At 58.3% G+C, this 22,113-nt stretch carries 31 protein-coding genes; 13 read left to right on the top strand and 18 right to left on the bottom strand.

Features of this window, described 5'->3' with window-relative positions; genetic code table 11:
• Window positions 1-54: 54 nt before the first annotated feature.
• The 8 genes from acpS to folK form a co-directional block, all read right to left on the bottom strand.
• Window positions 55-474, bottom strand: a complete 420-nt coding sequence (gene acpS / locus AC2FNU_RS08190) for a holo-ACP synthase (RefSeq protein ID WP_496787008.1) — start codon at window positions 472-474, stop codon at window positions 55-57.
• Window positions 471-965 carry a hypothetical protein gene (locus AC2FNU_RS08185; RefSeq protein ID WP_496787006.1) on the bottom strand — a complete coding sequence of 165 codons (495 nt, stop codon included), beginning with the start codon at window positions 963-965 and terminating at the stop codon, window positions 471-473. Before AC2FNU_RS08185 ends, acpS begins: the two co-directional genes overlap by 4 nt.
• Window positions 962-1,585, bottom strand: coding sequence for a LysE family translocator (locus AC2FNU_RS08180; RefSeq protein WP_496787004.1), 624 nt, complete (start codon window positions 1,583-1,585; stop codon window positions 962-964). Before AC2FNU_RS08180 ends, AC2FNU_RS08185 begins: the two co-directional genes overlap by 4 nt.
• Complete coding sequence (locus AC2FNU_RS08175) at window positions 1,582-2,328, bottom strand: pyridoxine 5'-phosphate synthase (protein ID WP_496786999.1); 747 nt, start codon at window positions 2,326-2,328, stop codon at window positions 1,582-1,584. Before AC2FNU_RS08175 ends, AC2FNU_RS08180 begins: the two co-directional genes overlap by 4 nt.
• A complete protein-coding gene (locus AC2FNU_RS08170; RefSeq protein ID WP_496786996.1) occupies window positions 2,321-3,019 on the bottom strand; it encodes a DUF2062 domain-containing protein in 699 nt (232 codons plus the stop codon). The genes AC2FNU_RS08175 and AC2FNU_RS08170 overlap by 8 nt, the downstream gene beginning before the upstream one ends.
• Before the next feature lie 16 nt (window positions 3,020-3,035).
• Window positions 3,036-5,168 carry a RelA/SpoT family protein gene (locus AC2FNU_RS08165; protein ID WP_496786993.1) on the bottom strand — a complete coding sequence of 711 codons (2,133 nt, stop codon included), beginning with the start codon at window positions 5,166-5,168 and terminating at the stop codon, window positions 3,036-3,038.
• A gap of 26 nt (window positions 5,169-5,194) precedes the next feature.
• Entirely contained in the window at window positions 5,195-5,548 is a 354-nt protein-coding gene (gene rpoZ / locus AC2FNU_RS08160; protein ID WP_171096112.1) for a DNA-directed RNA polymerase subunit omega, read from the bottom strand.
• A gap of 94 nt (window positions 5,549-5,642) precedes the next feature.
• Complete coding sequence (folK, locus tag AC2FNU_RS08155; RefSeq protein ID WP_496786990.1) at window positions 5,643-6,212, bottom strand: 2-amino-4-hydroxy-6-hydroxymethyldihydropteridine diphosphokinase; 570 nt, start codon at window positions 6,210-6,212, stop codon at window positions 5,643-5,645.
• Between the two features lie 138 nt (window positions 6,213-6,350).
• Between folK and AC2FNU_RS08150 the strand changes: the two genes are divergently transcribed.
• The 7 genes from AC2FNU_RS08150 (at window position 6,351) to AC2FNU_RS08120 (ending at window position 10,849) form a co-directional block, all read left to right on the top strand.
• Window positions 6,351-6,926 (top strand): LabA-like NYN domain-containing protein, encoded by a 576-nt coding sequence (locus tag AC2FNU_RS08150; protein WP_050605228.1) that lies wholly within the window; start codon window positions 6,351-6,353, stop codon window positions 6,924-6,926.
• A 188-nt stretch (window positions 6,927-7,114) separates the two neighbouring features.
• Complete coding sequence (ispH, locus tag AC2FNU_RS08145) at window positions 7,115-8,065, top strand: 4-hydroxy-3-methylbut-2-enyl diphosphate reductase (protein WP_496786986.1); 951 nt, start codon at window positions 7,115-7,117, stop codon at window positions 8,063-8,065.
• Entirely contained in the window at window positions 8,062-8,514 is a 453-nt protein-coding gene (locus tag AC2FNU_RS08140; RefSeq protein ID WP_475192725.1) for a DUF3429 domain-containing protein, read from the top strand. Before ispH ends, AC2FNU_RS08140 begins: the two co-directional genes overlap by 4 nt.
• Window positions 8,511-9,098 (top strand): class I SAM-dependent methyltransferase, encoded by a 588-nt coding sequence (locus AC2FNU_RS08135; protein WP_496786979.1) that lies wholly within the window; start codon window positions 8,511-8,513, stop codon window positions 9,096-9,098. Before AC2FNU_RS08140 ends, AC2FNU_RS08135 begins: the two co-directional genes overlap by 4 nt.
• Entirely contained in the window at window positions 9,091-9,558 is a 468-nt protein-coding gene (gene rnhA / locus AC2FNU_RS08130) for a ribonuclease HI (protein ID WP_496786976.1), read from the top strand. Before AC2FNU_RS08135 ends, rnhA begins: the two co-directional genes overlap by 8 nt.
• Complete coding sequence (locus tag AC2FNU_RS08125; protein ID WP_171096126.1) at window positions 9,555-10,178, top strand: trimeric intracellular cation channel family protein; 624 nt, start codon at window positions 9,555-9,557, stop codon at window positions 10,176-10,178. The genes rnhA and AC2FNU_RS08125 overlap by 4 nt, the downstream gene beginning before the upstream one ends.
• 68 nt (window positions 10,179-10,246) lie before the next feature.
• On the top strand, window positions 10,247-10,849 hold the full coding sequence (locus tag AC2FNU_RS08120) for a COG3904 family protein (protein ID WP_496786970.1): 603 nt from the start codon (window positions 10,247-10,249) through the stop codon (window positions 10,847-10,849).
• A 1-nt stretch (window position 10,850) separates the two neighbouring features.
• Here AC2FNU_RS08120 and speB read toward each other — a convergent pair whose 3' ends face one another.
• From speB to def (AC2FNU_RS08090), 6 genes are all read right to left on the bottom strand, one after another.
• The gene (gene speB, locus AC2FNU_RS08115) at window positions 10,851-11,672 is read right to left on the bottom strand and encodes an agmatinase (protein WP_496786965.1); all 822 of its coding nucleotides are present in this window, start codon (window positions 11,670-11,672) and stop codon (window positions 10,851-10,853) included.
• A gap of 61 nt (window positions 11,673-11,733) precedes the next feature.
• Window positions 11,734-11,970 carry a GlsB/YeaQ/YmgE family stress response membrane protein gene (locus tag AC2FNU_RS08110; RefSeq protein ID WP_496786963.1) on the bottom strand — a complete coding sequence of 79 codons (237 nt, stop codon included), beginning with the start codon at window positions 11,968-11,970 and terminating at the stop codon, window positions 11,734-11,736.
• A 1-nt stretch (window position 11,971) separates the two neighbouring features.
• Window positions 11,972-12,208 (bottom strand): hypothetical protein, encoded by a 237-nt coding sequence (locus tag AC2FNU_RS08105; RefSeq protein WP_496786960.1) that lies wholly within the window; start codon window positions 12,206-12,208, stop codon window positions 11,972-11,974.
• 6 nt (window positions 12,209-12,214) lie between these two features.
• Window positions 12,215-13,129, bottom strand: a complete 915-nt coding sequence (gene fmt / locus AC2FNU_RS08100; protein WP_496786957.1) for a methionyl-tRNA formyltransferase — start codon at window positions 13,127-13,129, stop codon at window positions 12,215-12,217.
• Between the two features lie 42 nt (window positions 13,130-13,171).
• Entirely contained in the window at window positions 13,172-13,666 is a 495-nt protein-coding gene (gene def, locus AC2FNU_RS08095; protein ID WP_496786955.1) for a peptide deformylase, read from the bottom strand.
• Window positions 13,663-14,181, bottom strand: a complete 519-nt coding sequence (def, locus tag AC2FNU_RS08090; protein ID WP_496786953.1) for a peptide deformylase — start codon at window positions 14,179-14,181, stop codon at window positions 13,663-13,665. Before def (AC2FNU_RS08090) ends, def (AC2FNU_RS08095) begins: the two co-directional genes overlap by 4 nt.
• A 94-nt stretch (window positions 14,182-14,275) precedes the next feature.
• On the opposite strand from def (AC2FNU_RS08090), the gene AC2FNU_RS08085 reads away from it, so the two are divergent.
• Window positions 14,276-15,448, top strand: coding sequence for a MalY/PatB family protein (locus tag AC2FNU_RS08085; protein WP_496786951.1), 1,173 nt, complete (start codon window positions 14,276-14,278; stop codon window positions 15,446-15,448).
• Window positions 15,449-15,451: 3 nt separating this feature from the next.
• Window positions 15,452-15,979: a L,D-transpeptidase family protein gene (locus AC2FNU_RS08080; RefSeq protein ID WP_496786949.1), complete on the top strand. Its 528-nt coding sequence runs from the start codon at window positions 15,452-15,454 to the stop codon at window positions 15,977-15,979.
• On the opposite strand, the gene AC2FNU_RS08075 is transcribed toward AC2FNU_RS08080, so the two are convergent.
• Window positions 15,976-16,329 (bottom strand): hypothetical protein, encoded by a 354-nt coding sequence (locus AC2FNU_RS08075; protein WP_171096148.1) that lies wholly within the window; start codon window positions 16,327-16,329, stop codon window positions 15,976-15,978. The genes AC2FNU_RS08080 and AC2FNU_RS08075 overlap by 4 nt on opposite strands.
• A 212-nt stretch (window positions 16,330-16,541) precedes the next feature.
• On the opposite strand from AC2FNU_RS08075, the gene AC2FNU_RS08070 reads away from it, so the two are divergent.
• The gene (locus AC2FNU_RS08070) at window positions 16,542-17,531 is read left to right on the top strand and encodes a glutathione S-transferase family protein (RefSeq protein WP_496786943.1); all 990 of its coding nucleotides are present in this window, start codon (window positions 16,542-16,544) and stop codon (window positions 17,529-17,531) included.
• On the opposite strand, the gene AC2FNU_RS08065 is transcribed toward AC2FNU_RS08070, so the two are convergent.
• Window positions 17,513-17,875 (bottom strand): response regulator transcription factor, encoded by a 363-nt coding sequence (locus AC2FNU_RS08065; RefSeq protein ID WP_496786940.1) that lies wholly within the window; start codon window positions 17,873-17,875, stop codon window positions 17,513-17,515. The two genes, AC2FNU_RS08070 and AC2FNU_RS08065, sit on opposite strands and share 19 nt — an antisense overlap.
• 185 nt (window positions 17,876-18,060) lie before the next feature.
• Between AC2FNU_RS08065 and AC2FNU_RS08060 the strand changes: the two genes are divergently transcribed.
• Genes AC2FNU_RS08060 through AC2FNU_RS08050 form a run of 3 tightly spaced genes read left to right on the top strand, consistent with a single transcriptional unit; the run spans window position 18,061 to window position 21,118 of the window.
• Window positions 18,061-19,026 carry a threonine-phosphate decarboxylase gene (locus AC2FNU_RS08060; protein ID WP_496786939.1) on the top strand — a complete coding sequence of 322 codons (966 nt, stop codon included), beginning with the start codon at window positions 18,061-18,063 and terminating at the stop codon, window positions 19,024-19,026.
• The gene (gene cbiB / locus AC2FNU_RS08055; RefSeq protein WP_496786936.1) at window positions 19,023-19,943 is read left to right on the top strand and encodes an adenosylcobinamide-phosphate synthase CbiB; all 921 of its coding nucleotides are present in this window, start codon (window positions 19,023-19,025) and stop codon (window positions 19,941-19,943) included. The genes AC2FNU_RS08060 and cbiB overlap by 4 nt, the downstream gene beginning before the upstream one ends.
• 11 nt (window positions 19,944-19,954) lie before the next feature.
• Window positions 19,955-21,118, top strand: coding sequence for a lytic murein transglycosylase (locus AC2FNU_RS08050; RefSeq protein ID WP_496786935.1), 1,164 nt, complete (start codon window positions 19,955-19,957; stop codon window positions 21,116-21,118).
• Window positions 21,119-21,133: 15 nt separating this feature from the next.
• Here the strand turns inward: AC2FNU_RS08050 and AC2FNU_RS08045 are convergent, their stop codons facing one another.
• Together AC2FNU_RS08045 and AC2FNU_RS08040 are read right to left on the bottom strand one after the other, a co-directional pair.
• Window positions 21,134-21,472, bottom strand: coding sequence for an acyl-CoA thioesterase (locus tag AC2FNU_RS08045; protein WP_171096391.1), 339 nt, complete (start codon window positions 21,470-21,472; stop codon window positions 21,134-21,136).
• A gap of 224 nt (window positions 21,473-21,696) precedes the next feature.
• On the bottom strand, window positions 21,697-22,047 hold the full coding sequence (locus AC2FNU_RS08040) for a hypothetical protein (protein WP_480801972.1): 351 nt from the start codon (window positions 22,045-22,047) through the stop codon (window positions 21,697-21,699).
• Window positions 22,048-22,113: the final 66 nt, after the last annotated feature.

Raw genomic sequence — 22,113 nt, 5'->3', positions numbered from 1 at the left:
TCTCTCCAGTCTATGCGTGGTTGGGGTGCTACATGCGGGTCAGGTGGGGGCAAGTCAAGGCTGCGCAGGCGCTTCTTGACGCGGACGGGCCTCGATCACCACAAAGGCCTGCGCCCAGGGGTGATCATCGGTCAGGGTGACGTGAATGATCGCCTCGTGCCCGTCTGGGGTCATTTCCTTGAGGCGCTCGGCGGCCCAGCCCGTGACATGCATGACAGGCTGGCCGGTGCGCAGATTAGTGACAGCCATATCCTTCCATGCGATGCCCATACGCAATCCAGTGCCCAGCGCCTTGGAACACGCCTCTTTCGCCGCCCAGCGTTTGGCGTAGGTGCCAGCCGTATCATGGCGCCGCTCGGCTTTGCGCTGCTCGGTTTCAGTGAAGACACGATTGCGAAAGCGATCACCAAACCGATCAAGCGTGCCTTGGATGCGGTCGATGTTTGCGAGGTCTGTACCGATGCCGAGGATCATTGCTCACGTTCTTTCTTCTTCAGAAAGACTGAATATCCACGCTTAACTCCGAAAATGAAAGCATAGCGGCACAGTACAAATGAAACGATCATACAAAGAGTGAACTCTGCCCCTACTTTGAGGATTGTTTTGTGCAATACGCTAATTTCTGAGGGCCTATCTAGTACAATCATTACAGCGACTAGAGAAGCCGCCGTTGCCAAGGTGGCGAAAACCATCTGACGTGCGATGATCCAACTTTTGTAGCTTTCGCCAAGGGGCTTTCCTCGAACGCCTTTGTCCATTCCATAATTTAACGCCGCCAAGACCATTGCTATCCCCAGCGGAAGACCTGTGAACAGCCAATCGAACTCGACCCACCACTCAACCAGATACAGTCCTATCAGATTCGTGAAGACCAGGCTCAAATAGCCGAGGCGGTTCAAGCCAACTTTTGCATTGGACTCCAAGAGAGGTTTCAACGGATTTGCCGCCGCGAGCAGATTCATCATCCCAACCGCACCGTCAGGATCTTGTAGCTCGCCACCCCAAAGAAGCCCGCAAAGGCGAAATCGAACCAGCGGCGCGCACGGCGATAGGTGCGGACCATGCGCTCGGACGAAAACAGAAACGCGTAGCCGATGAAAATCAAAAGAGATCCCGCGTAGAGCATGGCGAAATAGCTCAATAGTATCGACAGGCTGGCATCATTAGGCGCGACAATGGCATATATCGAGCCCCAGCTGAGGATCGCCTTTGGATTGGTCAGATGGATCGCCGCGCCCTTGGCAAAGATCGTCGGCAGTGAACCAGTGACAGGTTTGCCCAAGGCGACCTCATCCGAGGTCATCGCGCGGCGCAGGGCCTTGAAGGCCAGCCAGCCAAGATAGGCGACACCGATGTACCGGATCACCTCGAACACCCAGACATTGGCCAGCATGATCGCCGACAACCCCAGTGCAGCGGCAATGCCCCAAGCGGCAGATCCGGCACAGATGCCCAGCGCAAAGACCAGACCGGCGCGGCGGCCTTCGTTCATCGCAGTTCCGGCAATGCCCATCGTGGCAGGCCCCGGAGAGCCGCCCGCCATCAGCCAGGCCAACCAGATAGCGACAAAGCCGGGCGTGATCACGCGCGCGCCTCATCCATCAGGCGGCGCATTTCCTGAATGGCAGGGGTAAGGCCCAGAAAGATCGACTCACCAATCAGGAAGTGGCCAATGTTCAGTTCCTTCACCTCGGGGAAGGCGGCAATCGGTTGTACGGTGTCATAAGTCAGGCCGTGGCCCGCATGAACCTCAAGCCCCAGAGAATGGGCAAAGGTGGACATTTGGCGCAGCGCCTCAAGCTCGCGGGCGGCGTCTTCCGCACGGCCTTCGGCATGTGCATCGCAATAGGCGCCTGTGTGCAGCTCGATCACCTCTGCACCAATGCGATGTGCAGCCTCGATCTGGCGTTGATCGGCAGCAATGAAGATCGACACGCGGCAGCCGACATCGCGCAAGGGCGCGATGAAATGGGCCAGTTTGTTTTCCTCGCGCGCAACTTCCAGCCCGCCTTCTGTGGTGCGTTCCTCGCGCTTTTCGGGGACAATGCAAACCGCATGGGGTTTGTGGCGCAGAGCAATTTTCTGCATCTCGTCTGTTGCGGCCATTTCAAAGTTCAATGGCACCGACAGAACCTCCATCAGCCCGTCGATGTCAGCGTCCGAGATATGGCGACGATCTTCGCGCAGGTGGGCGGTGATGCCGTCGGCCCCTGCCTCTTCCGCCAGTTTGGCGGCGCGCAGCGGATCGGGATAGGCACCGCCCCGCGCGTTGCGCACGGTGGCGACGTGATCGATGTTCACACCCAGACGCAGATCGTTCTCAGACATCTCTCGATTCCTTTTTCAGTTTCGCGGCGGAGCCTAGTGGCTTTGCCTCCGGAACGGCAGTCGATTTTTCAGCCAAACGTTTGATTTCTTCGAACTTCGCTTTGATCCTGGCGCGGCGGCGTTGTTGATAGGTGAGGATCAGCGGCAGGCTGAGGTAATAGCAAATCACACCGGCCACAATGCCGGGAATGATGCCGCCAATCATATAAGGGAAAAAGACGTCGTCATAGAACTGGGCCAATCCGCGCCAGTCTGCCACGCGGTCAGTGAACAGGGCCAAGAAGTTGTCTTTAAGATCACCGATGGCATCGGCGAATTTACCCATCAGCCCCTGTGTGTCCCCCTCGTCGTATTTGGTGCCCAATAGAAAATGCCCGGTTTGAAGGCAGATGACACCGATTGGCACATACGTCAGTGGATTTCCAAAGAACGTACCGCTGAGCGCCGCAAGGATATTTCCCTTGATCAGACGCGCACCGATGGCTGCGACCAGAAAATGCAGCCCGTAGAACGGCGTGAAGGCTGCGAAGACCCCCGCACCAATGCCGCGCGCAATTCGGTCAGGGGTGTCCGGCAGACGGCGGACACGATGTTTTACATAGTGAAAAGCGCGGGTCCACCCGCCGCGCGGATAGACAAACTCCGACGCGACTTGGACGGCAGAGCGTCGGTCTCGGCGCTTGAATACCACGCGTGATCACCCCTTCTCAGCCAGCCGCGGTTGCGGTCTTGGTCCGGTCTCTGTGCCGTTCGACGGCTGCAACATCACTTTCCGCCTCGAGCATCAGCATCAGTGAGTGCAGCTGTTCAAGGTCGCGCAGTTCGACATTGATCAACAGACGGTAAAAATCCGGTTTGCGGTCAACAAATTCCAGGTTCGAAATATTGGCCTTTTTCTCACCGATCAATGTGCAAATTCGCCCCAGAACCCCGGCATCGTTGCCGATGGTCAGATCCAGCGTCGCCCCGTAGACAGCCGGGTGGGTGCCCGAATGCCAGTGCAAATCGACCCAGCGGTCGGGTTCACCCTCGAATTCGCTCAGCCGGTCGCAATCGATGGCATGTACCACCACGCCTTTGCCCCGGTAGGTGATGCCAACGATCCGTTCGCCAGGCAGAGGCTGACAACACGGCGCCCGGTCGAATTTCTGACCCGGCTCAAGGCCAATCACGGCACGACGCAGCGGAATAGCGTCACCGTCGTCTTTGGCCAGTTCTGGATAGACGGCCTCGACCACTTCATGCGCCGTCAGTTCCGCGCTACCCAAACGCGCAAGCAACTCGTGCCGATCTTTCAAACGCAGGTGTTTGGCAGCCGTATCCAGTGCCTTGTCCGTAGCCTTGCGACCAACATGTTCGAAACCAGAACGGGCCAGTTCCTTGCCCAGCTTGATGAACCGCTCTCGATCAACCTCGCGCAGGGCGCGTCGGATGGCCGTGCGGGCCTTGCCGGTGACAGCAATCTCAAGCCAGGTGACCTGCGGTGTCTGACCATCAGCGGTGATAATGTCCACCGACTGACCGTTCTTCAGCCGCGTCCAGAGCGGCACGCGAATACCGTCCACTTTGGCCCCGACGCAGGCATGGCCGATCCGAGTGTGGATGGCATAAGCAAAATCAATCGGCGTCGCCCCACGGGGCAGCTTCACAACATCCCCTTTGGGCGTGAAGCAGAACACCTGGTCGGAATACATTTCCAGTTTGACCGCTTCGAGGAAATCTTCGTGATCCTCTTCGTTGTCAAACTGCTCAGTCAGATTCGAAATCCACTTGGCCGGGTCAACGGCAAAAGGGTTCTCGGTGCGTACACCGTCGCGATAGGACCAATGCGCCGCAACGCCGGTTTCAGCAACGTCATGCATCTGGCGAGTGCGGATCTGAACCTCGACGCGTTTACCGTCACGCCCCGACACCGTGGTGTGAATCGAACGGTAGCCATTTGATTTTGGCTGGCTGATGTAATCCTTGAACCGCCCGGGCACCGCGCGCCAGCGCTGGTGAATCGCGCCAAGGGTGCGATAGCAGTCTTCCTCGGACCCGGTGATGATGCGAAAACCATAGATGTCGGAGAGGCGCGAAAAGCCCTGATCCTTTTCCTGCATCTTGCGCCAGATCGAATATGGCTTCTTGGCACGACCAAAGACCTCGGCATCGATGCCGGCTTTTTCCAACTCGTGCCGCATATCGCCGGTGATGCGGTGGATCACGTCACCGGTTTCGCGTTGCAACGTGATAAATCGCCGGATGATCGACTGGCGGCCTTCGGGATTCAGCACACGGAACGCAAGATCTTCCAACTCTTCGCGCATCCATTGCATACCCATTCGGCCTGCGAGCGGAGCGTAGATGTCCATCGTCTCGCGCGCTTTGACCACCTGCTTTTCGGGGCGCATGGCCTTGATCGTACGCATATTGTGCAGACGGTCCGCCAGTTTGACCAGAATAACCCGCAGGTCCTTGGACATAGCCATGAACAACTTGCGAAAGTTCTCGGCCTGCTTGGTCTCGCGGCTGGACAGTTGCAGATTGGTCAGTTTGGTCACGCCATCGACCAGTTTGGCGACTTCATCCCCGAACAGTTCGGCGACCTTGCCATAGTTGGCTTTAGTGTCTTCGATCGTGTCGTGCAGAAGCGCGGTTATGATAGTCGCATCATCCAGACGCTGTTCGGTCAGGATGGCGGCAACTGCAACGGGATGAGTAAAATAGGGCTCGCCGGAGTGGCGGAACTGCCCTTCATGCATCTTTTGGCCGAACTCATAGGCCAGCGTGATGCGATCAGCATTTGTCTTGGGATTGTAGTTGCGGACCAGCGCAATCAGGTCGTCTTCAGAAATCATCCGGTCCGCACCTTCGTTTTCAGGGCTTACCCCTGTCCCTGAGCCTCCATCAGAGCGCGCAGGAGTTTTTCTTCGGACATATCATCCATGGCAGGCTTGTCCGATTCGGCACCCATCAGCAGCGCCATCTGGTCTTCTTCCGGCTCATCGACCTCGATCTGGGTCTGGTTGGCCTCGATCAGACGCTCGCGCAGGTCATCAGCACTTTGGGTTTCGTCGGCGATTTCGCGCAAGGATACGACAGGGTTCTTGTCGTTGTCTCGGTCAACGGTAATCGCAGCACCCGCGGAAATTTCGCGCGCCCGATGGGCGGCAAGCATCACCAGCTCGAACCGGTTTGGAACCTTATCTACGCAATCTTCAACCGTCACGCGGGCCATTGGGCGCTCTCCGTTTCTGAATCCATGTCAGGAAGAGGTTTATCTAAGCGCGAATCCTCGCCTTGACAAGCATGAAATGCTGCATTTGCGAGGATCACAGCGGCGTGACCGCCTCAACTTCGGCCAAAGGCAAGTCGGCGACCATCTGCGAAACCGAGCGTTCCAGAACCGGATGGCACCAGTCGGGCGCAATATCCGCCATGGGAACCAGTACAAAAGCGCGATCCTGCAGGCGCGGATGGGGCAGGATCAGTTGATCGGGTGCCTCTTCTCGTTGTGCGTCAGAGGGTAACGTCAGCCAGCGATCGAACACCGCCCGATCCGGCAACACCAGATCGTCAAAGCACACAAGATCCAGGTCCAATGTCCGCATACCCCAGCGTTGGATCCGTTCGCGCCCGAACTCATGCTCAACTGCATGTAGCACATGCAAAAGCTCGGTCGGTGACTTTTCAGTGGCGATCAGGGCCGCCGCATTCACATAGTCAGGACCCGCACCCACGGGGAAACAAGGGGTTGCAAAAAACCGGCTGACTGACCGAATCACCACCCCCTGACGCGCAATGGCGTCAAGTGCATTTCGAAGTGTCATTGCGGGTCCATTTCCTCTCAAACTGAGATTTGCACCCAGCGCAACAACAGCATTTGACAATGAATTGCTCATCCAGCACCCTATATTCGACACATTGCATACTTGCGATAACCGGCAAAAGTTCTAATTATAGACCCACAGAACGCGCCAATTCATCACTCACTCACTCATCTAGCGGTGCGGTCTGTATTATACCGGAAGGAACTATTTATGTTTTATAAGGACGAACGGCTAGCGCTGTTCATCGACGGCTCGAATCTTTATGCCGCGGCAAAAGCACTCGGTTTCGACATAGACTACAAACTTCTGCGGCAGGAATTCATGCGCCGTGGCAAGTTGCTTCGGGCTTTCTATTACACAGCGCTCCTGGAAAACGACGAGTATTCACCGATCCGCCCATTGGTTGACTGGCTGCATTACAACGGCTTCACCATGGTCACGAAACCGGCAAAGGAATACACCGACAGCATGGGGCGTCGGAAAGTCAAAGGTAACATGGACATTGAACTTACAGTCGATGCCATGGAACTTGCGCCGCGCGTGGATCATATTGTGCTGTTCTCGGGCGATGGGGATTTCCGCCCGCTGATCGCCAGCCTGCAACGCCAAGGCGTGCGCGTTTCTGTTGTATCGACCATCCGCAGCCAGCCACCGATGATTTCGGACGAACTGCGCCGCCAGGCCGACAACTTCATCGAACTGGAAGATTTGCGTGACGTGATCGGTCGCCCGCCACGTGAAATGCCGGCCGAGCCGCGCAACGTCGCGATGGCCAGCAACAGCTGATCTGGCGCACGCATTTTGATGGGGAAAATTTCGCGCGGTCAGGACCTGGGTCCTGGCCGCGCTTCTTTAACTATACACAGGTGCTGAAACACAACTTGGCTAACATCGATTCGTGTCAGTTGAATGACGATCTCCTGTCTGGACCAAGGCCAGGAAAAGACTTACCTGTGCCCTAAGGAGACAGCCCAATGACAAAGCCACCACTGACACTTTACCTTGCCGCTCCCCGGGGTTTCTGCGCCGGTGTGGATCGTGCCATCAAAATCGTAGAAATGTCCCTTCAGAAATGGGGCCCTCCGGTTTATGTGCGCCACGAGATTGTGCACAACAAGTTTGTCGTCGACGGGCTGCGGGCCAAAGGGGCCGTTTTTGTCGAAGAACTGCACGAATGCCCCGATGATCGTCCGGTGATCTTTTCCGCCCATGGCGTACCGAAATCGGTTCCTGCCGAGGCCGCCAAGCGCGAAATGATCTATGTGGACGCGACCTGCCCGCTGGTCTCGAAAGTGCATGTAGAGGCACAGCGCCATGCGGATGCGGGGTTGCAGATGATCATGATCGGCCACAAAGGCCACCCTGAGACCGTCGGCACCATGGGACAGTTGCCCGAAGGCGATGTTCTGTTGGTCGAAACAGTCGAGGATGTGGCCACGGTTGATGTGCGTGACCCCGAAAAGCTTGCCTTTGTCACCCAGACCACCCTGTCGGTTGATGACACCAAAGACATCATAGCTGCGCTTCAGGCCAGGTTCCCGGCCATTGTCGGGCCACATAAGGAAGACATCTGCTATGCCACCACGAACCGGCAAGAGGCCGTCAAGGCCGTTGCTCCCAAGGCAGACGCCCTGCTGGTTGTAGGCGCGCCAAACTCATCGAACTCGCGCCGTCTGGTTGAGGTCGCCTCGCGCGAGGGCTGCAAATACGCGCAGCTGGTGCAGCGCGCCACCGAGATCGACTGGCGCGCGCTCAAGGGTATCTCATCCGTGGCTGTCACCGCTGGCGCATCGGCCCCCGAGCTTTTGGTTAACGAAGTGATCGATGCCTTCCGCGCGCATTACGATGTCACTGTTGAATTGGTTGAGACCGCCACCGAAAACGTCGAGTTCAAAGTGCCGCGTGTCCTGAGGCAACCAGCGTGATCGGAGTACCAAAGGCACCGCTCTATCTTGGACTGGCGGGTCTTATCCCCTTTGTCTGGGGCGCTTTGACCTATCTGAACGGCGACCTGAACGCTTGGGGCGCGCAAAACCTTGGGGCACGTTTTGTAGGGCCGTATGTTCAGCTGTTCTATGGCTCGGTGATCCTGAGTTTCATGTCAGGGGTTCTTTGGGGGTTTGCCACCAAGACATCGGGCAGCAAGGCAGGTCTCTGCTACACATTGTCGGTCCTGCCCGCGCTTTGGGCCTTTTTCATGACAGGCGGCGGACCGGTGCAGGCGGGCACGAACCTGATGTACGGGTTTGCCGGTCTGCTGGTGCTGGATGCCCTGTTTTCCTATTGGCGGCTGACACCCGTCTGGTGGATGCGGTTACGTGTCCTGCTGACCGCCGTTGTTTTGGCCAGCCTTGCCGTCGGAGTATACCTGTGACCGATAAACGCACAATCGACGCATACACAAACAGGGTGGCCGAATACCTGAACATCCCCCTGCCCGAAGCACAGCTTGAGGCCAGACAGGCATTTGCAGATGCAGTCGTCGCAGGTGGACATGTTCTGGATCTGGGATCCGGGCCGGGGTCAGATAGCAGTTTTCTGATGCGCCAGGGGTTGAAGGTAAGGGCACTGGACGCGACGCCTGCTTTCGTGGATCACGCCCGGCAGAACGGAGTGGACGCGTATCTGGGCACGTTTGATGACGTCACCGAAACCGCCGTCTACGACGGTGTCTACGCCAGCTTTTCCCTGCTGCACGCGCCACGCGCTGAATTCCCGCGCCTCCTAAAGGCGATCCACACGGCTCTTAAGCCCAAGGGGCAACTTTTTCTCGGCATGAAGCTGGGTACAGGTGAGCACAGGGACGAGTTGGATCGGTATTACACCTATTATTCTGAGGCCGAGATCGAACACGCGCTGACCCAGGCCGGGTTCACAATTGATCGCTCGGTCAAGGGAATGGGAAAAGGTCTGGCCGGGTCTTACGAGGGTTTTATTCTGGTGTTCGCCCATGCCTGATTTGTTTGCCTATACCGACGGTGCCTGTTCCGGCAATCCCGGACCTGGAGGCTGGGGCGTTTTGCTGCGCGCGATGGACGGGGACACCGTCTTGAAAGAGCGTGAGCTGAATGGCGGCGAGGCCGAGACAACCAACAACCGAATGGAATTGCTGGCCGCTATTTCAGCGCTGGAGACGCTGGAACGCCCGTCGAAAATCACCATCGTGACCGACAGTGCCTATGTGAAGAACGGCGTCACCGGCTGGATCTTTGGCTGGAAGCGAAACGGCTGGAAAACCTCGAACAAGAAGCCGGTCAAGAACGTTGATCTGTGGCAACGTCTGGACGAAGCGCAGGGACGGCATGATGTGACATGGGAATGGGTCAAAGGTCATGCCGGCCACCCCGAGAATGAAAAGGCCGATGAACTGGCCCGTTCCGGCATGGCCCCATTCAAACCCAAGAAGGCGCAGGCGTGACCGCGCTGACGCTGCTGGATTACGCCTCGGTCCTGATCTTTGCGTTGACCGGAGCTTTGGTGGCCAGCCGCGCGCAGCTGGATCTGGTAGGGTTTGCCTTCATGGCCTGCCTGACGGCAGTCGGGGGCGGCACCGTGCGTGATCTGCTGTTGGATCGGCACCCAATCTTTTGGGTCGGTCAGCCGGACTACATTCTGATCGCCGTCGCCGCTGCGGTATTGGTTTTTTTCACCGCACATCTCATGGAAAGCCGTTACAACTGGCTGATCTGGCTGGACAGTTTCGCTCTGTCAGTTGCAGTCGCCGCCGGAACCGGTGCGGCACTGTCGTTGGATCAATCCGGCGTTATTGTTGTGTTGATGGGTGTGACGACCGGATGTCTGGGCGGGTTGATGCGCGATGTCGTCTGCAATGAGGTGCCGCTGGTGCTGAAACAGGGCGAACTTTATGTTTCATGCGCGTTCACTGGCGCGCTGACAGCGGTGATTGCTGTCCGGCTGGGGTTGGAACCCGCGCTGTCACTGGCTCTTTGCGCGTTGGTTTGCTGGGCGTTGCGGGCGGGTTCTTTGACGTTTGGATGGCAACTGCCCGTCTACAAAAGCCGCCCGCCGCGCAGCTGAGCCGGCCGGTGGACGCAACAGAACTGTGCTGATACCTCTTTGGGCGGTACAATTCGGCGAGGCCCACGATGACCTTCAGATTCACATCCCTGTCAGCTTGTCTGGCTTTGCTGGCCTCGTGTGGCGATTATTATACGCCTGTCAGTTTCGTTGCGCAGGGCGACCAGATCATTGCGTCAGGCACGATTGATGAAACGACACTTTCGGCCTTTGAAGAAGTCGTCGCCGAAAACCCCGAGGCCCGAACTCTGGTCCTGCAATACATCGAAGGATCGGTGGATGACGATGCCAATGTCATCTTCAGCCGCGAGGTGCACAAGGCCGGTTTCGATACAGTCGTACCCTCAGATGGTCTGATTGCCAGCGGGGGCACCGATCTGTTTCTGGCCGGAAACCGCCGCATCCTGCAGCCGGGGGCCTGTGTCGGCGTTCACAGCTGGGCCGGGTCGGGACTGGTGGCGACCGAGCTGCCCGAGGACGACCCCGAACATGACCGATACCTGGACTATTTCAAAGACATCGGCGTGGATGAGGAATTTTACTGGTATACCCTCTTCGCAGCCCCCGCCGACAGTATGCACTGGATGACCGCCGCTGAGGCGAACCGCTACGATATGACCACAAGGGGTGCCCCGGCCCTTGGTTCGGCCACGGTCTGCGACGCGCGCTGAATCAACGCGACAGCAAGCGCGCACCGATCTCTTTGACGAATTTTGCGGCCACCATCGCGGTCATACCGTAAGGGTCGCGATGCGGGTTCAGTTCGACAATATCCGCACCGACCAATTGGCCTTCGAAGCGGTGGATCAGGTTGATGACCTCGCGTGTGCTCAGCCCGCCGGGTTCGTGATGTGAGACACCGGGGGCAAAGGCCGGGTCCAGCGCGTCCAGATCCAGTGACAAATAAACGGGGCCATCAAAGGAAATCTGCAGGTCGGCGCTCCAGTTGCGCATATCGATCACCTCGACCCCAAACCTGTCGGCTTGCTCGCGCTGATGGGTGTTCATGGTACGGATTCCTACCTGTACCAACCGCTTGACCGGGCAGTTCTCCATCACTCGCGCAAAAGGGCAGCCATGGCCCAGTGGGCCGATATCTTGCTCGTCATACAGATCGGGATGGCTGTCGATATGCAGAATGTTCAGCCCTTCGTATCGGTCCGCATGGGCTTTGATTAGTGGATAGGCTACGGAATGATCCCCGCCCAGAGACAACAGGCGCGCGCCGGTTGCGATCCGCTTGGCCGCTTCGGTTTCGATCCGGTCAATCGGCTCTTGACCACGCATTTCGAACACGTCCAGATCGCCGGTGTCACGAAACCGTTCGGTCGCGCCCAGATCGGTGCCGTCCTCGGCCGTCAGATTGGCAGCACCCGAGTGCAGTGCCTCGCGAATTCGTCCGGGGGCGAAAGCCGGACCCTGCAGGAAAGAGGAATGCAGATCCAGAGGCACGCCCATCAAAGCGACATCACCCGGCTTCAGATCGTGCTGCATCGGCATCCTCCCAAATCGTTTGGACGAGATCTGGAAGGACTAAACGCTCAAGGTCAAGTGGTTAACGGCGCAGATAGGTTTGCCAGATCCAGATCACCAGTAACGCGCCAAGGACTGCGCCAACAAAGCCAGACAGCCAGCCCATGACTGTTACCAACAACCGCAGCAGAAACCCTCCGATCAGAGCGCCAACAATCCCAATCAACATGGTCGTCGGGATATCTGCCTCGATCCGCATCAGCCGGGTGGCCAAAAAACCGGCGGCTGCTCCGATGATGATCAGGGCGACGACGGGCATCTTACTTCCTCCAATGGGTCGGCACGATGATCAAGGCCCCGACAGATGAAATCACCGCGTCCAATCCCGGCGGGCCAAAGCTTATGCCAAACATAATGCGCACAAAATAAAACAGGAACGCCCCGCCCACGCAGATGATGATCGACGGAAGATAACCGTTGTGGGTAAATCCCGTTTTTTCCGACAGATAGCCCACGATCCCGGCAATCACGACGGTGCCCAGCATCACCATGAACATATGGCTTTACTCCGAAGACAACCGAGTGCCGGGCGGTATCGCCCAGCCCCGCAGAAACGTTTCCCTATCCTGCGCGCCTTTGCCCGCCCTTTGCAAGCGCAGCAGTTCAACAGCACCCTGCCCGCAGGCCACGTGCAGATCGTCGTTCAGAACCTCGCCAGGGGCGCCCTGCCCTTCTGCGACGCGCGACGCCAGCACCTTGATCCGCTCACCATCCATTTCGGTCCAGGCACCGGGAAAGGGCGACAGCCCACGGATCTGCCGATCAACCTCTACCGCCGGGCGGGTCCAGTCGATGCGCGCCTCGGATTTGTCGATCTTGGCGGCATAAGTCACGCCGTCCTCGGGCTGAGGTTCAGGTGTAAGGCTGGGCAGATTGGCCAGTGCCTCGTTGATCAGCGCGGCCCCCATGGTCGAAAGCCGATCATGCAGTTGTGCGGTGGTTTCTTCGGGTTCGATTGCAGTTGCCTGACGCAACAGAACGGGACCAGTGTCCAGACCAGCCTCCATTTGCATGATGCAAATCCCGGTCTCGGCGTCGCCGGACATGATTGCCCGATGGATCGGCGCAGCCCCGCGCCAGCGCGGCAACAGACTGGCATGGATGTTCAGGCAACCCTGTTTGGGCGCATCCAGAACGGGTTGCGGTAGGATCAGACCATAGGCCACGACCACGGCCACATCCGCGTTAAGTGCGGCAAAGGCGTCCTGTTCCTCGGCTGATTTTAGCGAAACCGGATGGCGAACGCGCAAGCCAAGAGCCTCGGCCCGGGCGTGAACAGGCGTCGGGCGGTCTTTCTTGCCGCGACCGGCAGGTCGTGGGGGTTGGCAATAGACGGCAGCGATGTCGTGCCCAGCCTCAACCAGCGCATCCAGCACCGGAACTGAGAAGTCAGGGGTTCCCATGAAGATGACGCGCATGCTCGCCTCCGGAGTTTTTCGGGTGCCGGGCTGAAACCCGCCTTACGTCAGTTTCTTTGCTTTACGCAGCAGCATGTCGCGTTTGACCTTGCTGAGCCGGTCGAAATACATCTTTCCGTTCAGGTGATCGATCTGATGCTGCACGCTGGTGGCGTCGATCCCGACAAAGTCACGACGGTCCACCATGCCCTGTTCGTTCACGTATTTCACAGTCACTGCACGCGGGCGTTTGATCTTGGCTGACACACCGGGCAGGTTCGGGCTGGCTTCTTCATGCTCGCGCAGCTCGATCGAGCTATGCAGGATTTCCGGGTTCGCCAAACGCACGGCCTTGCCCCGCTCAGCCGACCCATCGACCACGGCCAGACGCAACATTACGCCGATCTGGGGCGCAGCAAGGCCGACGCCGGGCATTGCCTCCATCGTGTCGATCATATCGTCCCAGATCGCCCGAATTTCGTCTGTGATTTCAGCCACCTCATCCGCTTTGGTGCGCAGACGTTTGTCGGGCCAGGGCAAGCAGGTGCGCACGGTCATGAGCGCGCTTTCTCGCGTTTCAGCTTTTGCATTTTGCGCGTGATCATCTGCCGTTTCAGCGGCTTGAGATAGTCGATGAACAGCTTGCCGTTCAGGTGATCGATCTCATGCTGCACACAGGTGGCCCAAAGCCCGTCAAAGGTTTCCTGCTGCAGATTGCCATTCTGATCCATCCAGGTGACATCCACCACTTTGGGACGGGTCACTTCGGCATATTGATCGGGGATCGACAGGCACCCTTCCTCGTAAGCATTGGTTTCATCCGATGATGCGATGACCTCGGGGTTGAACATGATCAGGGGGCGCGGGGATTCACCCTCTTCCTTGACGCAATCCAGCACAATCAACCGATCCAGCACACCGATCTGCGGCGCGGCCAGGCCGATGCCGGGCGCGTCATACATGGTTTCCAGCATGTCGTCAGCCAGTTTGCGCAGTTCGTCCGTAAGGTCGCCCACGGGCGCGCAGACCTTCTTCAGGCGGGGGTCGGGATGGATCAGGATATTGCGTTTCATGGGGCTGATTTAGGCCATCCCGCCCCGCGCCGCAACGCCCCCCTTGCACCTGCCCGATTTGCGGTTAGCTTTCGACCAACAGAACGGAGCAGACATGACTTTCAACGACCTGATCGACCGCCGGGGCACCAACAGTTCCAAATGGGACAAGATGGAGATGTTGTACGGCGTCTCACCCGATGACGGGCTGGCCATGTGGACGGCCGATTCCGATTACCAAACAGCGCCTTGCGTAATCGACGCGGTACGCAAAGCCGCTGATCATGGCGTGTTCGGATATTCCTGGATGCACCCGGATTATCTTGCTTCCGTCCAGTGGTGGATGAAGACCCGCCATGACTGGGAAATCGATACAGATTGGATTCTGACAACCCAAGGTCTGGGCAATGCAATCGCGCTGTCGCTGGACGTCTGGACTGAACCCAACGATGGCATCGTGATCTTCACCCCCGTCTATCATGAGTTTGCGCACAAGGTGAACAAATCAGGCCGCCGGGTCGTGGAATGCCCGTTGGTGCGGGAGGGCGACAGCTATGGGCTTGATCTGGACGACGCGCAGTCGCGGCTGAACGGGTCCGAGAAGATGCTGCTGTGGTGTTCGCCGCAGAATCCGTCGGGGCGTGTCTGGACACCAGATGAACTGCGCGCCGTGGCCGCGTTTGCCGAGCGGAACGGCTTGATCCTGGTGTCGGACGAGATTCACCACGATCTGGTCTATCCCGGTGCCAAGTTTGTACCGATGGATGTAGCCGCCCCGGATGCGCGACCCTGGACAGTGACGCTGACCGCTGCGTCAAAGACCTTCAACATCGCCGGGCAGCGAACCGGCAACATGATCATTCCCGATCCCAAACTGCGCGCGGCCATGAAGCATCGGTTGCAGACACTCGATTATGATCCCGGCGCTTTGGGTGTGGCGATGATCACCGCAGCCTACAGCCCCGAGGGAGCCAAATGGGTGGATTCGCAGATTGCACATCTGGAAGGCAACCGACGCCTCTTCGATCAAACCATGGCCGAGATTCCGGGCCTGTGGTCGATGCCTTTGCAGGCAACTTATCTGGCCTGGGTCGATTTCTCGGGCACGGGCATGGACCATGACGAGTTTGTTCGCCGCCTGCGAGAGGACGCAAAGATCGCGACCTCTTCTGGCCCCGGTTTCGGGACAGGGGGCGAAACGTTCGAACGCTTCAACCTCGCCACACAACGCGCGCGGGTTGAGGAAGCCTGCTCCCGGCTGAAACGAGCCTTCGGGGATTTGCAGTAAGACATGCGGCGGCTGGGGCTGATTGGTCTCGCTCTGTTGATCGCGGGTGCCGGCTGGATTGGCTGGCACCGCATTGGCCCGCGCCCTCCGGCCCCGCCAATCGCCCCAGAAGCCACACGGATTGACCATATTCTGATCGAGAAAGCTGCCCGCCGCCCGACGGCCACGCTGAACGCGGCGGTGGTGATGCAGGCCGACATTGCACTGGGCTTTGCACCAGAGGGGGACAAACAGATCGAAGGGGACGGTAAAACGCCTGTCGGGCTGTTCAGGATCGATCGGCGCAACCCAAACAGCGCCTTTCATCTGTCGCTGGGCATTGACTACCCGCGACCCGACGACATCGAACGCGCACGCCAGCAGGGTACGGATCCCGGAGGAGACATCTTCATCCATGGCCAGCCCAACGGGGTGGCCGGTTTTACACTGCCCGGAGACTGGACGTTGGGCTGTATTGCAATGTCAAACGCCGAAATGGCGCAGCTTTGGAGCCTGACCGAAACCGGAACGACTGTCGAAATCCGGCCCTAGTCCTCGTGCCCCAACAGGGCAATCGGCGCATCCGGCGCGCGATAGAAATCCAGCGGAGCCTTGTCATGGGCCGCAGTGCTGCGCTTGAACTCATACCGCATCTCACCACCCTCATCCTCATCCGCGACGATCAGGCATTGGTAGAGGTGGTTGGCCCCATCGTAGATATCGACCAGCCCACGCAGGCGGGGTGTCGTTTCGGCCTCAACTGTGAAGCCATCCTTCCACAATTTGAGGATTTTGTAGGTATTGTTGCCCATTTCCACCCGCAAACGGCTGGCTTTCTTCAACGTGGCGATTCGGGCCGCGTCCAACTCGGCGCGTATTTCCTTTGAAACATAGGTACTCATTAATCCGTTCCCCCGTGAATGACATCTATTGTGCGGGAACAGTTGTAAAAATCCAGTGAACCACATCACAGAATTAAGCGTGATTGCGAATTGTTGCACAGAAATCCCAGCGCTGATTGTGCGCGAATGCAGAGCAGTTGCGCGGGCGCTCGGATAGGCACAGAGCAGGCTTGGACCTATCTTTGGTCAAACGCCTACGCGGAGGAAAAGAAATGGGCCTGCTGGTCGACGGAACATGGCATGACACTTGGTACGACACAAAGTCCACAGGAGGCGCATTCAAACGCAGCGCGGCGCAATTTCGCAACTGGCTAACAGCTGATGGAAGCGCAGGGCCATCCGGCAAGGGCGGGTTCAAGGCAGAAGCCGGGCGTTATCATCTCTATGTCAGTCACGCCTGCCCCTGGGCGCACCGCACCCTGATCTTTCGCGAACTGAAAGGGCTGGCTGACGTGATCTCTGTCTCAGTTGTGCATCCTGATATGCTGGACAAAGGCTGGACCTTTGCTACGGACGATCACGGCGCAACAGGTGACGATCTTTATGGCCTGGACTTTGCGCACCAAATCTACACCAAGGCCGACCCGTCTTATTCCGGCCGCGTCACGGTGCCGATCCTGTGGGACAAGCGGCAGGAAACCATTGTCTCGAACGAAAGTTCGGAAATCATCCGCATGTTCAATTCGGCTTTCAACGTCATCACTGGCAACACCGATGACTACTGGCCCGAGGCGATGCGGGACGAAATCGAAGAGGTCAACGCCCGCATCTATTCAGACGTGAACAACGGCGTCTACAAATCGGGCTTTGCCACCTCACAAGAAGCCTACGACGCAGCGGTGGGCCCGCTGTTCGACACATTGGATTGGCTGGAGGACCGCCTGTCTCGTAATCGCTATCTGATGGGGGACCGGATCACCGAGGCTGACTGGCGTCTCTTCACAACGTTGATCCGTTTTGATCCGGTCTATCACTTGCATTTCAAGTGCAACAAACGCCGTCTGATCGATTACCCCAATCTTTGGGCCTATACGCGCGAGCTGTATCAAAGGCCCGGTGTCGCGCCCACGGTGAACATGAACCATATCGTGCGCCACTATCACTACAGCCACAACAGCATCAATCCGCACCGGATCATCCCAACCAATCCGGTGTTGGAATACATGGAACCGCACGGACGCGATCAGCGCCCTGCTGCGTAATGCTCCACCATCGCCGCCAGATCTTCTGGCGGCGTTTCACTTTGCACATAGGCACAGGCATTCGGGCTGTGGGCAAAGATCGACCCGTCCGAGAAGAAGGTGGTGTTGGTGACAAAGATCACCCGCGCCTCGGGTCGGCGATAGCTGGCAAAATCAGCCACAGCTAATGCACTGCCGGTTTCCAGAACCAGATCCAGCACGATGATTTCGAAATCCGCGCCATACAGCGCCAGAATGGCGGCCTCCTGAGTCTCGACCAGCGTGACCTCGGCGCCTTGCCGCTCCAGATGCCTTTTCCAGACCCGACCAAGGTCGGGGTTACTCTCAACAATCAGAACTTTCATTTGCAACAACCTCGGCACTTGATATGGTGAGTGGTGCCGACCCCCGTGGTCCGTGATCTCGTTATTTCCTTAACAAAGTGTTAACAGCGGCCCCACAGGTCCGTGATCACACGGATTTGCTTGTGTAAGAGGCAAAAATCCGCTTGAAACGCGCCAAAACCGGTCATTTCCCGCAGAGAGAGCAGATGAGCACATTGGATCACGGTCTGGACCCACGCGCTATGCGCGACCACGGTGGCGGACTGGACAGAGCGATTGCCAAATACGGCGGTCAACGCGCCAACTGGATCGATCTGTCGACCGGCATCAACCCGCTCCCGTATGAGGTATCAGGGCTTACTGCAGGGGATTGGACGAAACTGCCGGACCACGGGGCTTTTGAACGCCTGAGCGAGGCCGCGCGCCGGTTTTGGAACGTCCCGAAAGGCGCGGCGATCCTTCCCGCACCGGGGGCATCCGCCATTATCGCCCGTATCCCAGCGCTGGCCACATCCGGCACGGTTCAAATCACGCCTCCCACCTATAACGAACACGCGGCCGCTTTTTCAGCTCAGGGTTGGAATGTTCAGGCTGACACTCCCGGAGACGCCCGTGTGATCGTGCATCCGAACAACCCCGATGGGCGGATCTGGCAAGAAAGCGATGTCACAGCACCGCTGACCGTTATTGATGAAAGCTTCTGCGACGTCACACCGGACGCGTCTCTGATCCATCTGGCGGATCGTCCCGGCGTGATTGTTCTGAAAAGCTTTGGCAAATTCTGGGGGCTGGCCGGAATGCGTCTGGGGTTTGCCATCGGACGGCCAGACCTGATCAATCGGCTAAACGACCTGACCGGTCCGTGGTCTGTGTCGGGCCCTGCCCTGCGCATTGGAACCCAAGCCTTGTCAGACAACGGTTGGGCTGACGCCACACGCGAGCGTCTGACTGATGAGGCCGCGCGGCTGGATGCTCTGGTGACGGCCAAAGACGCTCAGATCGTTGGCGGCACCAGCCTGTTCCGCCTGTACAAGGTCGGCAACGCCGCCAATTGGCAGGACCGGCTGGCACAGAACCATATCTGGAGCCGCATTTTCCCCTATTCAACCACCTATTTACGCCTGGGCCTGCCACCAAAGGATGGGTGGGAGAGATTGGAAGCCGCGCTGTGAGCGTTGGCCTGATGTTGGTCTGCGCCATGTGCCTGGACGCCGCACTGGGAGAGCCTGACTGGCTCTGGTCTCGCGTCAAACACCCGGCGGTGATGATCGGCAATCTGATTGGCTGGTTGGACAAACGGCTGAATGACGGGACCGCGCGACGATTGAAAGGCGTTTTCGTGCTCGTCCTGCTGGTTTGTGGTGCATGGGGCCTTGGCTGGGCGCTTGCTTTGCTGGGACCGATGGTCGAAATCTTGCTGTGCGCGATCCTTTTGGCACAGAAGTCTCTGGTCGCGCATGTCCGTGCCGTGGGTGACGGGCTGTTGACTTCGCTGACCGAGGGGCGGGCACAGGTGGCGATGATCGTCTCACGCGATACCCGCGACATGACCGAGGCGCAGGTGGCGCGTTCGGCCATCGAAAGCGCGGCGGAAAACCTCAGCGACGGGGTCATCGCGCCCGCATTCTGGTTCCTGGTCGCCGGGTTGCCGGGGCTCTTGGTCTACAAAGCCGCGAACACTGCCGACAGCATGATCGGGTATCGCAATGAAAAGTACAGCGAGTTCGGCTGGGCTTCGGCCCGGTTCGATGACCTGCTGAACCTGATCCCTGCCCGCCTGACCTGTGTGCTGATCGTGGTACTCTCGGGGCAGCGGTCGCGCTGGCGCGAAATTGTGGGGGATGCGCGCCGCCATATCTCGCCCAATGCAGGCTGGCCCGAGGCCGCGATGGCCCGCGCGCTGAACGTCGCCCTTGCCGGGCCACGCAGCTATGATGGAAAGCTGCGGGACCTGGCCTGGGTCAATGGTGATGCACCACATGAGATCGGGGCGGCGGAGGTTTTCCGCGCATGTCACATGTTGTGGAGCGTTTGGGGGCTTGCGCTTGGGCTCGTGTCAGTGTGGGTTGGGATCAATCTGATTTTCTGACGGGTCCCTTCATGCGTTTTCTTTCCGGTCTTGTTGCCGCCGCTTTGCTTGCTTCTACTGCCTTTGCCCAATGTGGGGGTGGGTTCAATTCCTTTGTCAAAGGGTTGAAGACCGAAGCCATTCAACAAGGCTTTGACAAATCCACCGTGAACGCATTTTTCAAAGGTGTGCAGCAAGACAATGCGGTGCTCAGGGCCGACCGGGCGCAAGGGGTGTTCCAGAAACCGTTCATCGAGTTTTCGCGCCGCCTGATCTCGGCCAACCGGATTGAACGCGGGCAGGCCATGTCGCGCAAATACGACGCGGTGTTTGACCGGATCGAACAGGAATACGGCATTTCACGCGGCGTGCTGCTGGCCTTCTGGGCGTTCGAGACTGACTATGGGTCATTCCAGGGCGACTTCAACACCCGCAACGCGCTGGTGACTTTGGCCCATGACTGCCGCAGGCCCGAATTGTTTCGCCCACAAATCTTTGCAGCGATTGAACTGTATCAAAACGGCGATTTCGATCCGGCGCGCACGACAGGTGCATGGGCCGGAGAGATTGGCATGGTCCAGATGCTGCCGCGCGACATTCTGGAGAACGGCGTCGATGGTGATGGTGACGGGCATGTCCGCCTGAAAACCTCGGCCGCCGATGCGCTGATGTCCGGGGGCAAAATGCTGTCGCATCTAGGCTGGCGCGCGGGCGAACCTTGGCTGCAAGAGGTCACGGTGCCCGCGCAGATGGACTGGTCCCTGTCCGGCCCGGGTAAACCCCGCTCGGTGGCCGATTGGCAAGCCATGGGCGTACAGGCACGCAACGGGTCGTTGGCCAACCTGCCTGCCTCGCTGATCCTGCCGCAAGGACGCAATGGTCCGGCCTTTCTGGCCTACCCGAATTTCGACGTCTATTTCGAATGGAATCAAAGCTTTGTCTACGTTCTGACCGCCGCCTATTTTGGTACAAGACTGGAAGGGGCGCAAATCTATGACGCAGGTAATCCGGCGCAAGGTTTGAACGGAGCGCAGATGAAAGAGCTGCAAACCAAACTGCAAGCCAAAGGGTATGATGTGGGCAAGATCGACGGGATTCTGGGGGCCGGAACACGCGCTGCGGTGCAGGCCGAACAGGCCCGCTTGGGCTTACCTGCAGATGCCTGGCCAACGGTCGACTTACTGAACCGGCTTTGACCTGACACGCCGCGCTTAACTGTCGTCGAACACCGGGCGCGGCGCGCCGTTTTCGTCCAAAGCGACGAACACGAACTCGGCTTCCGTAACCTTTTTTCCATTCTGCGATTGCCTCGGGCGTGCCCAGACATCCACGTGGACGCGAATGGATGTGCGCCCGACATGCGTCAGCGTCGCATAAAGCGTCACTTCGTCCCCAACCTTGACCGGGTGCAGAAACTGCATCGCCTCGACGGAAACGGTCGCCGTTCGCCCCTGCGCCACGCGCGCCGCCATGTTGCCTGCGGCCAAATCCATTTGCGACATCAGCCAACCGCCAAAAATGTCACCCGCCGGATTGGTGTCTGCGGGCATCGCTATCGTGCGAATAACCAGAACACCCTCGTCCTGTTGGCGGCCATGCGACCCGCGTTTTTTCCCTAAAGCGAGCCGGTCTTCGATGTCTTCTGCCACAGGTTCAATCCCCTCCTAAGCCATTGACTGGCATGATCTTGCGTTCAGTCTGGCAAGATTTCCCACCAAATTGAAGAGATTGCCTGTTTTGCGCTCAGGCTGCGTACCTCAAATCCGAAAGAGCATTACTCGGGCCGGACCGGATAGCGGTCTCCTTTCTGATCAATCAGGATCAGCCGCTCACCACTTTTTACATAGAGATCACACCGGCTGAACCCGTTGCGATAGGCAATACAGACGCTGCCGTCCTCGGCGATGGAATAGGTGCCAAAAGCCGAGTCTCCGCTGGCATATGTATAGGAATAGGCCCCACCGGCCGAGAATTTGGCCTGACCGTCATCATAAAACGTAAGCGTGCGTCCAGCTAAACCGTCAAGTTCCGCGGGGGTCAAAGGAACGTCATCGGCCTTGGTGGGCCAATCTGCAGCACAGGCCGAGCTTGCCGCGATCAAGGTGGGGATCAGAAAGCGTAACATGATGCCAAACTAGCGCGATATGCGCGCAACGCTCATAAAATTGCAGTGAACGGTCAGGCGACCATC

This window comes from Ruegeria sp. BHSB064, from assembly GCF_059613205.1.
The sequence above is the reverse complement of the archived record's forward strand: the minus strand, read 5'-3'. Positions and strand labels throughout refer to the sequence as shown.